Genomic DNA, 10,983 nt, shown 5'->3' with positions numbered 1-10,983 from the left:
TGCCGAAGCGCGCCGCGCCGGACGACCGGCGGCGAGCCGATCAGCGGAGTGACCACCCCCGACACCCGTGGTTCGGTGGCTCCATGCTGACTCTGGGGATCAGTGGTCACTTCGACCTGGTGCCGGCGCTCTACCACAACTACGCCCACGACGCGGCGGCGTGCCTGGTGGCAGACGGCGAACTGGTGGCCGCGGCCGAGGAGGAGCGCTTCAACCGCATCAAGAAGACCAACCGCTTCCCCGCCGGCGCCATCCGGGCCTGCCTGGACGTGGCGGGCGTCCGACCGCACGAGGTCGACGCGATCAGCTACTACTTCGACCACCGGTTCGCCGACCTGGCGCTGGCGAACCACCACGCGGTCACCCCCACCCAGCCGATCCGCTACGCCCGTGAGGTCATCCGGGGCCTGCTGTGCGACCGGTTCGCGTGGGACCTGCCCGAGGACCGCGTGCTGTTCACGCCGCACCACCTGGCGCACGCGTGGTCGTCCTACGGGCGTTCCGGCATGTCCGACGCGCTGGTCGTGGTCATGGACGGCCGGGGCGAGCTGGCCTCCGGCACGGTCTACCGGGCCGAGGGCGGCGAGCTGACGGAGCTGCGGACGTACTCGATCCCCCAGTCGCTGGGCATCCTCTACCAGGACGCCATCGGCCAGGTCGGCTACGGCTTCGGCGACGAGTACAAGGTGATGGGCCTGGCTCCGTACGGGGACCCGGCGACCTACCGCTCCCTGTTCCGCCGCCTCTACACCCTCCACGACGACGGCGACTACACGCTGACGCCGTCGATCCCGGACATCAACCCGACGCTGTGGCCGTTCGAGGACATCGGTTTCCGGCCGCGCCGGGCCGGCGAGGAGCCGACCGGGCAGCACAAGGACTTCGCGGCGGGGTTGCAGGAAGCGCTGGAGACGCTGGCGATGCACGTGATCACGCACTGGGCGCGGCGGACCGGCGCGACCCGCCTGTGCTTCACCGGCGGCGTGGCGCACAACAGCAGCCTGAACGGCCGCATCCTGCGCTCGGGGCTGTTCGAAGAGGTCTTCGTCCACCCGTCATCCCACGACGCCGGGGCGGCGGAGGGCGCGGCCATCGTCGCCGCACGGAGCCTGGGCAGGCCGCACACGCCGACCCGCCTGCGCGGCGCGTCGCTGGGCCCGTCGCTCGGTACGGCGGACGAGGTCGAGCGGCGGCTGGCCGCGTGGTCGGGCGTCGTGGCGGTGGAGCGGCCGGCCGACATCGTGGCGACGACGGCGCAGCTGCTGGCCGGGGGCGCGGTGGTGGGCTGGGCCGCCGGGCGCTCGGAGTTCGGGCCGAGGGCGCTGGGCAACCGCAGCATCATCGCCGACCCGCGACCCGCGGCGAACCGCGACCGGATCAACGCGATGGTGAAGAAGCGGGAGGGTTTCCGCCCCTTCGCGCCGGCCGTGACGGCGGAAGCGGCGAACACCTACTTCGACCTGACCGACACCGCCGCCGACCACGGGTTCATGTCGTTCGTGGTGCGGGTGCGCGAACCGCACCGCGCCGGGCTGGGCGCGGTGACCCACGTCGACGGCACCGCGCGGGTGCAGGTGGTGCACGAGGACACCAACCCGAGGTTCCACGCGCTGATCACCCGCTTCGGGGCCCTGACCGGGACGCCGGTGCTGCTGAACACGTCGTTCAACAACAACGCCGAGCCGATCGTCCAGACGGTCGACGACGCCGTGACGACCTTCCTGACGACGGAGATCGACGTCCTGGTGGTCGAGAACTCCCTCATCCGACGCCGGACCCCGCTACCCGAGGCCCTCGACGACCTGATCCTGGAGTTCCGCCCGGACACGAGGCTGGTCAAGGACTGGCGGCCGGGGACCGAGCCGGAGGGCGAGATCTACCTGGCGTACTCGGCGGGACCGCGGGCGAAGGTCTCCGCCGAGGTGTTCGAACTGCTGTCGAAGGCGGACGGCACCAGCCCGCTGAACACGTGGACCCCCCTGACACCGGCCATGCGGGCCGAGCTGATCACCCTGTGGCAGCGCCGCTTCTTCACGTTGACGCCGAAGGACGCCGCCTGAACGCGGTCCGTGCCGGTCGGCGTGGCGACGGGATCACTCGGCCAGCAGGGCGGCCGGACGGACGACCCGGTAGACGCCGGCCCCGTCGCCGGTGCTCGCCTCGGCTCGGGACGCCTCCTGCCAGACGTCCTGCACAGCCGAGAACAGGCGGTCGATCCGGCGACCGACCCGTGCCCCGACGGAGTCGCTGCGCACCCAGTCGACCGACCGCCACCGACCGTCCGACGTCCGGCGGGACGCGTTCGCCAACGGGCCGAGCCACGCCTGCAAGCGGTGCTCCAGCCCGAGGCTGATGTCGCCGGGTCCGAACACCCCGGACAACTCGGCAGCTTCCGGCAACCGCGGCCAGGACACCACGACCACCCGGTGCCAGATCTCGGGCGGGAAGGTGTTCGCGAGGTGGTGGCTCTCCCCGACCGCAAGATCCCGCAACCGGCGTTCCGCCTTGCCCGTCTGCCCTACGTACAACAACCCCCACTCCAGCCACACCCCGTACACGACATGCCCGACCACCGAGGGCCGGCCGTCGGCCTGCGCACCCACCAACGCGGCGCCCAACCGGTGCGCGAACCGGTACCGGCGGTGCCGCCAAGCCTCCGCGGCTTCCTTGGTCGAGGCCGATTCGCCGAGAGCCCTCCTCCAGGCGTCGAACACTTCGTCGGACGTCCTACCGCTCACAGCGCCAACCTAGCCGCAGCAGCCCGACGCAGGCCCCGTCTTCGGAGAACAGCTGCCCGCTCGACCACCCCGTGATCCGGCTTCGCGGCAGCGACCCTGTCGATCGGCGACGTGCTCAGGGGCGGGCCCGACACGGTGACTCGGCACGAGCTCCGCAACCGGGTTGAAGGTGGCAGAAGCGCGGCGTTGATCATGACAGGGATCAACGCCACCATCGCCACCAGCCGAAACGGTGGGGCCGGTGGGGTTCGAACCCACGACCTGACGGATTATGAGTCCGCTGCTCTGACCAGCTGAGCTACAGCCCCTGATGTGCGGTTCAGGAGAGTACAGATCAGCGGTCGCCGCGTCTCGACAACCCGGCACCACGTGACCAAGCCGTATGCAACCCGCTACGGGGCACCGAGGTCGGACGGCCGGTAGCCGCGCGGATAGCCGGGGTACGTGCGGTTGTCCGGGTCGTTGGTCAGGCGTGGTGTCCTGCGGGGTGGCAGGAGGCGGACCGCTCGGGCGCGGAGGTGGAGGGCGGTGCGGAGCAGGGGGCCCAGCCACGGTGGCGCGGCGGTGAAGCCGAAGGCCCTCACCATGCGGTCGTCGAGCAGCGCCCGGACCGCTCCGGACGTCCACGCCTTCGGCAGCGGGTACCAGGAGCAGAACAGGTCGACCGTGTACTGACCGATCCGCCGGTTGGTGTCGTGGTAGACGAAGTGCTCCTGCTCGTACGCCCGCTTGAACGCCCGGAACCCCTCGTAGGTGTCCGGCACGTCCCGGATCGCCATGCGGGCGCCCACGGCCCGGTAGAAGTGGAACGCCGCCAGCCGTTCCTGCTCGGTCAACAGCCGCCAGCCGTACCGCGTCAACCAGTCGATCGGCTCGTAGACGAACGTCGACAGCACGTACTTCATGTCGTCGTTCGCGATGTCATACCGGCCGTGGAGCCGGTTCACGACCCGCAACGCCTCCTTGCCGCGCGGCGAGTCGTAACCGTGGTCCACCAGCTCCGCCATCAGCAGCGCGGTGTCGTCGTAACGCTTCTGCGCCCGCCGCTCGAACTCGCCGGTCTCGGCCAGCAGCCCGGAGATCGACGGCACGCAGTAGGTCTTGAAGAGGGCGAACTCCAACGCCCGGACGTAGTCCCACGGGAACTCGTAGCCCGACGACAAGCGCAGGATGCGCTGGTGGTCGCGTTCGGGGTCCAGGGACCTGATGAGGCGGAGGTTGGCGAAACGGTCCGGCATGGTGCCAGGGTGCCGCACACGTCACCCGTCGAGCAGTGACGATCGGGTGGTTTCCAGCGGCCCAAGGACACTCCGCCGGGGTTTCCGCGGGGTACACCGGACCATGCGCTTGAGACGACTGCGGCCCAGGTCGCTGACCTGGGCCGTGGCTCCCCTGCTGGATTCGAACCAGTAACCCTTCGATTTAAGATCCACTCTTTTTGATTTCTGTCGTCATGCGCTGTCACTTGCCGTGACCTGGGCGCTTCGCGCCAGCAAATGGACACTGTAGACCGTTGATCTCTGTTGTCTATCGACGTTTGTACCGGGTTGAGCATCGCGACGATCATGGCCGATGGGTGCGGCGCTGCCGGTGCCCGGAACAGAGGCGTCAGGCTGACCGGCTGTCGGAACGTCGGAGTCAGCGCCATTCGCGGAGCCGCGACCCGCATGGCCGGCTGCTGCTGTCCCGTCTGGCTGGGCGCCGGCAGGGCGGAACGGCGTCGGCTGGCGTGACCTACGGCTTGGTCCTCCAGCTCGTAGCGTCCCCAGAGTGCGAGTTGTCCGGGGCTGTTGATCCTGGTGCCGCGCATTGCCGCCTCCTAACCGCCTGTCGACAACGGGTCCGGTGGTGTTGGTGGGCTTGTCGCCCCCTGTCCCCCGGCCCTTGCCGCGGTTAGCGTCGGGTCGACGGTGTCAAGGGTGGCCGCAGGCCATCGCGCAGCGACGCGCAGCGCCCTTGATGCCGTCGGCGCGGTGTTAAAAAATCCCAGGGCCTCCGTGGGGACAGCCCGCGCAAGCTGTTCGTGTTCGCCGGCAGGTCGGCCGTCCGCACGGCGAGTTCGTCATCGGCGGGGTGGAGGGTGGTCCCGGTACACGTGATTTCGAAACTGGGATGCACCGAATGAAAACGGGTGGAGGCTGGTCTAAAGTCGCTGGTGGCGAAGTGTCTTCCCCGCGCACGCGGGGGTGGTCCGCCACGGTCGTGCAGCTCCCGGTCCCGCCGAAGGTCTTCCCCGCGCACGCGGGGGTGGTCCCCAGGTGGCTGTGCTCATCGAAGTCACCTTCGGGTCTTCCCCGCGCACGCGGGGGTGGTCCATCCCGCCCGGCGACTCCACTGTGGCCCTGACGGTCTTCCCCGCGCACACGGGGGTGTTCCCGGCGGCACGGTGACCCGCACCGCTGGCGGCAAGTCTCCCCGCGCACGCGGGGGTGGGTCGTGAGCGTGCGTCATCTGTTCGTGGACGGGTTCTTGTCGCCGTCGTGGGTGGTCCGTCTGCGGTGGCGTGCTGGACCTAGCCGCGTGCATCGACTCCGCGCGCGGCCGCCGGGCGGAGCGGAGCGGGAGCCCGGCGGGCCGCGATGCGGGGAGTCGGTGCCAACGTGAGTCGGTGACTGCGTGACGCGACTGCCCAGCGCGCCGCCGCCGGCGGCGCGCCTTGATCCCATAAAGCTGAATTCGTCAGTGCACGCGGTGAGTGCCGTGTGGTGGGATTGCGGGTACGCCATACGCTGTCGGCGTGGAGCTTGTGGCTTGGGCCTACTCGGTGGCCGGCGAGCTGTTGCAGGACGTGGTGCCTCGGCGGTGGGTGCATGTGCGGGCTGTTGCGGAGCGGGCTCGGCGGGCCGGTGGGTTGTTCGAGGGTGATGACCTCGATGTGTTGGTTGCCTCCGCGGTGTTGCACGACGTTGGTTACGCGCCTGCGATCGCGCGGACCGGGTTTCATCCGGTCGACGGGGCGTTGTACCTCACCGAGCTGGGGATGCCTGAGCGGGTGTGTGGGCTGGTGGCTCACCACTCGTGCGCGCGCGGGGAGGCGTCGTCGCGGGGGTTGTCGGAGGACTTGGCGGCCTGGGCGGATGAGGGTACGGCGGTTCGGGATGCGTTGTGGTGGGCGGACATGACGACCGGGCCGGATGGTGGGTTGGTCGACGTTCAGCAACGGATCGCCGAGATCGAGCGGCGGTACGGGCCGGATGATCTGGTTACTCGGTTCATCCGGGAGGCCCGGCCGGAGTTGGTGGCGGCTGTGGAGCGTACCGAGGCTCGGTTGCGGGGCGCTCAGGTGAAGTAGGGGTCGCGGTCGTCGGTCAGGCCGTGGGCGATGCGCAGGCGGATCGACGGGTGGATGTCCAGGTCGTCCAGATCCGTGGGCTTCACCCAGAGGACTTCCTTGGACTCGTCGCTGGTGCGCGGCTCGCCGCCGAGTGGGCGGGCGCGGAAGCAGATGGAGAATTCCTGGCGGACTTCGCCGTCGTCGTAGGCGATGACGTGGGCGGGGTTGGAGTAGAGGCCGACCAGGGTGGTGACCTCGACGTGGACGCCGGTCTCTTCGAAGACCTCGCGGACGGCCGCCTCGGTCAGGGTCTCGCCCGGCTCCTGGCCGCCGCCGGGGATGGCGTACTTGTCGTTGTCCGTGCGCCGGATCAGCAGGACGCACCCGGCCTGGTCGCGGACTACCGCGCTGACGGCCACGCGGATGCTGGTCGCCTGGGGCGCGTCCGGATCGTTGAGGTGGTCGGTGCGGCTCACGGCCTCTATCGAGAGTACTGACAAACCCGCCCGTGCTCTCGAAATCGATCAGGCTCGGGAACTGCGTGCGAAGATCGCGGCGGACAAGAAAGCCGTCGCCCGAGACCTCCCGGACTTCACGGACATGATGGCCGCCAGTGGTCTCCGGATCGGCGAGAGGGCAGCCATCGTGTGGGACGCGGTGGACCTCGACGCGGGCGCGGTCGAAGTGCGCGGCACGGTCGTACGGGTGAGAGGCGTGGGACTGATCATCAAACCCGCGCCGAAGAGCAAGAGCGGCTACCGGACGATCGAGTTGCCCTCATGGGCGGTGGCGATGCTACGGGCGCGTCGCCCGGCGGACGCCCAGCCGGGTGATCCGGTGTTCACCGCCCCGAGAGGTGGCCTGCGTGACCCGTCCAACACCAACGCCGACCTGAAGGAGGTGTTCGAGGCGGCCGGCTACGCCTGGGTCACGAGCCACGTCTACCGCAAGACCGTGGCGTCGATGATGGACGACGCAGGTCTGTCCGCTCGGGCCGCCGCGGACCAGCTCGGCCACGCCAAGGTGTCCATGACCCAGGACAGGTACTTCAAGCGGAAGGTTTCGCGGACGGGCGCGGCGGCCATCCTGGAGGTGATCGCAGAGCCGCCGAGTCGTCACCAAGGGTGTGGGTAAAGCATGGGCTGGACGTAGACAGGTCAGCACCCGTCCACAGTGGACGGGTGCTGACCTGGGGCTAAGCTCCCCCTACTGGATTCGAACCAGTAACCCTTCGATTAACAGTCGAATGCTCTGCCATTGAGCTAAGGGGGAATGTTCGGTTGTCGCGCCGGGCCTCTCGGCCTGACGGGACACAACTCTAGCGCATCTGGAACAGTGCTCGTGCACACCCCCCTCCTGTTGCGACGGGATGGGGTGTGACCAGGCACGACGGGAGGAGAGGAGACCTCATGAAGGGCATCCTGCTTGGGGCGGCCGTCGGCTACGTGCTCGGTGCTCGGGCGGGCCGTGAGCGGTACGAGCAGATCGCTCGGGCGTTCCACGCCGTCGCCGACCACCCCGCGGTGCAGGGCGCGGCCGGGATCGTGCGCGCCAAGGTCAGCGAGAAGACCGGGTTCGGGCGGCGGTCCGAGGCCCGTACCAACGGTCACCGGCCGGACCCCGTGATCCCGCGCGCGAACGCCACCTGAGCGGCGTCGGAACCGGCGCGACGGCGATCGAGCGGCACCCGGCCGGGGACGGCCGCGCACGGGGCAGCGTGCGCCGCACCAGTGCAAACCGGATCAGCGCACACCGGATCAGCGCACCCGCGCCACGGCGAAGACGCGGCGGAACGGGAACCACGTCGTCCCGTCCGCCCGCTCCGGGTACGCCTCGCGCAGCAACGGCCCCAACCGACCCCGGAACTCCGCCCACCCCGCGTCGTCCAGCGCGGCGCGCACGGGCCGCAAAGTCGTCCCGCTGAGCCACTCCAGCACGGCGTCCGGCCCCTCCAGCCGCTGGAGGTAGGTGGTCTCCCAGGCGTCCACCTCCGCGGCGCCCAGGACGCCCGCGTAGCCCACCGGGTCGAGCACCGGCGCCTCGGGCACCACACCGACCAGCGACGGCCACGACGACGCCACCAAGGCGCGCGTGAGGGCGTGCGAAGGCGCGTCGAAGTTGCCCGGCACCTGCACCGCCAGCCACGCCCCGGAAGGCAACTCGCCGACCCACCGCCGCAGCAGGTCCTCGTGCCCCGGCACCCAGTGCAGCACCGCGTTGGCCACCACCACGTCGGTGTCCGGCGCGGGCCGCCACGTGGTCACGTCCCCGACCCGCGCGTCGAGCCCGCGCTCCCGCGCCGCCGCCACCATCTCCGGCGCCGAGTCGAGCGCCTCCACCACCGCCGACGGCCACCGCCGCGCCAGCACGGCCGTCAGGGTCCCCGGACCGCAGCCCAGGTCGACCACCCGGCGCGGGTCCTCCGCGCCGACCCCGGCCAGCAGGTCGTGGAACGGTCGCGCGCGGTGGTCGCCGAACGCCAGGTACTTCGCCGGACTCCACATGGGCACCCCCCGTAGCGCTGCGGACGCCCCTCACAGTACGCCCGTACTGCTACCGGCCGGCAGCCCTCAACCGCGCGATCTTCGCCGCCACCTCGGCGGCCACCTGCCGGACCCGCGCCACGTCCGCGCCCTCGTCCGGCCGCACCTGGAGCACCACGCCGTCCCGACCGGGCACCTTGCGCTGCACGAACCACGCGCCCAGCCCGTCGTTCCGCTCGCGCGACCGGATCGACCCGGTCACCCGCGCGTGCACCACCTCGGGCACCTTGCCCGGCGACGTCAGCGCGTACCGGTGCGGCGGCAGGTCGCGCAGCAGCACGGCCTCGCCCGCCGCACCGTCCTCCTCCGCCTCGACCACGGTCAACGCCGTGCCGCTCCACGTGGCCTTCGACACCAGGTGCCAGCCCAGCCGCCGCGGTCCGGGCAGCCACAGCCCCAGCGTGGTCGCGACCAGGAACCCGTCACCGGTCGCCGCCGACGCCAGCACGCGCTCGTCGGACGCCAGCGCACCGGTGAACCCGTCGGGCGCGCCCGTGCCGAACAGCCTGCGCCACAGCCCCATCACAGCCCGCCCACCGCTTGTTCGCCCAGCTCCTTGTGGTACGCCTCCAGCGCGATCAGGTCGCCGAACAGCGCCCGGTACTCGTCGGCCTCCTCGACCGGCGACACCCGCCGCAGCCGCGACTTGATCTCCACGATCTGCGCGGCCACCAGCAGCTGCTGCAACCGGGTCAGCACGCTCTGCACGTACCGGTACTCGTCGTCCGCCCGCACCTGCAACGGCTCGACGGACAGCTCGGTCAGCACCGACCGCACGGCCTGCTGGTCACACTGCCTGCTCACCGCGTCGACGAACGCCGGACCGGACAGGCCGCCGGACGCGCCGCCCGCCTCCCGGATCGCCCGGTGCAGCGCCTGGTACACGGGGTGCGTGAACGCCTCGTCGGGCAGCGAGTCGTAGTACGGCCCGGCCATCTCCGGCAGCTGCAACGCGACCTTGAGCGCCTCGCGCTGGTGCCACAGCCGCATGTCGCGCGGGTCGGGCCGCGCCGGGCCGTCGACCTCCACCGCGAGCGCGCCCTGGTTCGGGTCGACCGGGCGCGACCGGCCCTTCGCCGGCGCCCGCCCGGTGGCCGTCTCGCGCACCCGCCGCACCACGGCCGACTCGTCGTCCCAGCCGACCCACCAGGCGAGCTTGGTCGCGTAGCCGTCCCGCTTGGCGCGGTCCTTGATCTGCGCCACGAACGGGACCATCTTCTTCAGCGCCTCGACGCGGCCGTCCACCGAGTCCAGGTCGTACGCCTGCAACTGGGTCCGGATCGCGAACTCGAACAGCGGTGTGCGCCGCGCCACCAGGTCCCGCACCGCCACGTCGCCCTTGGCCTGGCGCAGCTCGCACGGGTCCATGTCGTCGGGCGCGATCGCGATGTAGGTCTGCGCGGAGAACTGCTGCTCGCCCTCGAACGCCTTCAGCGCCGCCTTCTGCCCGGCCGCGTCGCCGTCGAAGGTGAAGATCACCTCGCCGTTGAGGTCGTCGTCGATCAGCAGGCGGCGCAGCACGTTCATGTGATCCGCGCCGAACGCCGTGCCGCAGGACGCGACCGCCGTCGGCACGCCCGCGAGGTGCATGGCCATCACGTCGGTGTAGCCCTCGACCACCACGGCCTGCCTGCGCTTGGCGATCTCCCGCTTGGCCAGGTCGAGCCCGAACAGCACCTGGGACTTCTTGTAGATCGGGCTCTCGCTGGTGTTGAGGTACTTGGCCTGGATCTGGTCGTCGTCGAAGATCCGGCGCGCGCCGAAGCCGACGACGTCGCCGCCCATGTCCCGGATCGGCCACAGCAGCCTGCGGTGGAACCGGTCGATCGGGCCCTGCCTGCCCTCCTTGGACAGCTGCGCCTTGATCAGCTCGGTCAGCTCGAACCCGCGCCCGAGCAGGTGCTTGGTCAGCCGGTCCCACCCGGCGGGCGCGAAACCGCAGCCGAACATCCGGGCGGCGGACTCGTCGAACCCGCGCTGCGCGAGGAACTCGCGGGCGGGCAGGGCCTCCGGCGTCGCGAGCTGCTCGGCGTAGAACTCGGCCGCGGCCCGGTGCGCCTCGATCAGGCGGCTGCGGGTGCCCCGGTCCCGCTGGATGGTCGCGCCGCCGCCCTCGTAGGTGAGCTGGATGCCGGCGCGGTCGGCGAGCCGTTCGACGGCCTCCACGAAGCCCAGGTGCTCGATCTTCATCACGAAGGCGATCACGTCGCCGCCCTCGCCGCAGCCGAAGCAGTGGAACGTGCCGTGCGTGGGCCGCACGTTGAAGCTGGGCGACTTCTCGTCGTGGAACGGGCACAGGCCCTTCAGCGCGCCGCCGCCCGCCCGCCGCAGCGAGACGTGGTCGCCGACGACCTCGTCGATCCGGCTGCGGTCCCGCACCAACGCGATATCGCTGTCCCGGATTCGTCCTGCCACGGTGGGCGAGTCT

At 70.8% G+C, this 10,983-nt stretch carries 10 protein-coding genes and 2 tRNA genes; 4 read left to right on the top strand and 8 right to left on the bottom strand.

What is annotated here, in order from left to right; genetic code table 11:
• Window positions 1–83 precede the first annotated feature (83 nt).
• A complete protein-coding gene (locus C8E97_RS08720; protein ID WP_121003302.1) occupies window positions 84–2,060 on the top strand; it encodes a carbamoyltransferase family protein in 1,977 nt (658 codons plus the stop codon).
• Between the two features lie 33 nt (window positions 2,061–2,093).
• Here the strand turns inward: C8E97_RS08720 and C8E97_RS08715 are convergent, their stop codons facing one another.
• The 3 genes from C8E97_RS08715 to C8E97_RS08705 form a co-directional block, all read right to left on the bottom strand.
• Entirely contained in the window at window positions 2,094–2,738 is a 645-nt protein-coding gene (locus C8E97_RS08715; RefSeq protein WP_147455035.1) for a hypothetical protein, read from the bottom strand.
• A 233-nt stretch (window positions 2,739–2,971) separates the two neighbouring features.
• A tRNA-Ile gene (locus C8E97_RS08710) sits at window positions 2,972–3,046 on the bottom strand.
• Between the two features lie 84 nt (window positions 3,047–3,130).
• Window positions 3,131–3,976 (bottom strand): oxygenase MpaB family protein, encoded by an 846-nt coding sequence (locus C8E97_RS08705; protein WP_121003298.1) that lies wholly within the window; start codon window positions 3,974–3,976, stop codon window positions 3,131–3,133.
• A 1,499-nt stretch (window positions 3,977–5,475) separates the two neighbouring features.
• Between C8E97_RS08705 and C8E97_RS08700 the strand changes: the two genes are divergently transcribed.
• Complete coding sequence (locus C8E97_RS08700; protein WP_121003296.1) at window positions 5,476–6,030, top strand: HD domain-containing protein; 555 nt, start codon at window positions 5,476–5,478, stop codon at window positions 6,028–6,030.
• Here the strand turns inward: C8E97_RS08700 and C8E97_RS08695 are convergent.
• On the bottom strand, window positions 6,018–6,488 hold the full coding sequence (locus C8E97_RS08695) for an NUDIX hydrolase (protein ID WP_121003294.1): 471 nt from the start codon (window positions 6,486–6,488) through the stop codon (window positions 6,018–6,020). The two genes, C8E97_RS08700 and C8E97_RS08695, sit on opposite strands and share 13 nt — an antisense overlap.
• Here C8E97_RS08695 and C8E97_RS08690 point away from each other — a divergent pair.
• Window positions 6,478–7,146 carry a site-specific integrase gene (locus C8E97_RS08690; protein ID WP_246018765.1) on the top strand — a complete coding sequence of 223 codons (669 nt, stop codon included), beginning with the start codon at window positions 6,478–6,480 and terminating at the stop codon, window positions 7,144–7,146. The two genes, C8E97_RS08695 and C8E97_RS08690, sit on opposite strands and share 11 nt — an antisense overlap.
• A gap of 66 nt (window positions 7,147–7,212) precedes the next feature.
• Here the strand turns inward: C8E97_RS08690 and C8E97_RS08685 are convergent.
• A tRNA-Asn gene (locus C8E97_RS08685) sits at window positions 7,213–7,284 on the bottom strand.
• Between the two features lie 137 nt (window positions 7,285–7,421).
• On the opposite strand from C8E97_RS08685, the gene C8E97_RS08680 reads away from it, so the two are divergent.
• Window positions 7,422–7,661, top strand: coding sequence for a hypothetical protein (locus C8E97_RS08680; protein ID WP_121003290.1), 240 nt, complete (start codon window positions 7,422–7,424; stop codon window positions 7,659–7,661).
• A 108-nt stretch (window positions 7,662–7,769) separates the two neighbouring features.
• Here C8E97_RS08680 and C8E97_RS08675 read toward each other — a convergent pair whose 3' ends face one another.
• The 3 genes from C8E97_RS08675 to dnaG are packed head-to-tail and all read right to left on the bottom strand — an operon-like array spanning window position 7,770 to window position 10,970.
• Complete coding sequence (locus tag C8E97_RS08675; RefSeq protein ID WP_121003288.1) at window positions 7,770–8,516, bottom strand: trans-aconitate 2-methyltransferase; 747 nt, start codon at window positions 8,514–8,516, stop codon at window positions 7,770–7,772.
• A gap of 49 nt (window positions 8,517–8,565) precedes the next feature.
• Complete coding sequence (locus C8E97_RS08670) at window positions 8,566–9,078, bottom strand: hypothetical protein (protein WP_121003286.1); 513 nt, start codon at window positions 9,076–9,078, stop codon at window positions 8,566–8,568.
• Window positions 9,078–10,970, bottom strand: a complete 1,893-nt coding sequence (dnaG, locus tag C8E97_RS08665; protein ID WP_121003284.1) for a DNA primase — start codon at window positions 10,968–10,970, stop codon at window positions 9,078–9,080. The genes C8E97_RS08670 and dnaG overlap by 1 nt, the downstream gene beginning before the upstream one ends.
• Between the last annotated feature and the right edge of the window lie 13 nt (window positions 10,971–10,983).

The sequence above is a fragment of the Saccharothrix australiensis genome, assembly GCF_003634935.1.
In the GTDB taxonomy this organism is placed as follows: Bacteria; Actinomycetota; Actinomycetes; order Mycobacteriales; family Pseudonocardiaceae; genus Actinosynnema; species Actinosynnema australiense.
Note: the sequence above shows the minus strand (reverse complement) of the source record. Positions and strands in the feature narration are given on the sequence as shown.

What these genes read in the sequence shown, in the direction of transcription:
- C8E97_RS08720 (WP_121003302.1), top strand. Translation starts at nt 84, where the DNA reads ATGCTGACTCTGGGGATCAGTGGTCACTTCGACCTGGTGCCGGCGCTC.
- C8E97_RS08705 (WP_121003298.1), bottom strand. Translation starts at nt 3,976, where the DNA reads ATGCCGGACCGTTTCGCCAACCTCCGCCTCATCAGGTCCCTGGACCCC.
- C8E97_RS08680 (WP_121003290.1), top strand. Translation starts at nt 7,422, where the DNA reads ATGAAGGGCATCCTGCTTGGGGCGGCCGTCGGCTACGTGCTCGGTGCT.
- C8E97_RS08675 (WP_121003288.1), bottom strand. Translation starts at nt 8,516, where the DNA reads ATGTGGAGTCCGGCGAAGTACCTGGCGTTCGGCGACCACCGCGCGCGA.
- C8E97_RS08670 (WP_121003286.1), bottom strand. Translation starts at nt 9,078, where the DNA reads ATGGGGCTGTGGCGCAGGCTGTTCGGCACGGGCGCGCCCGACGGGTTC.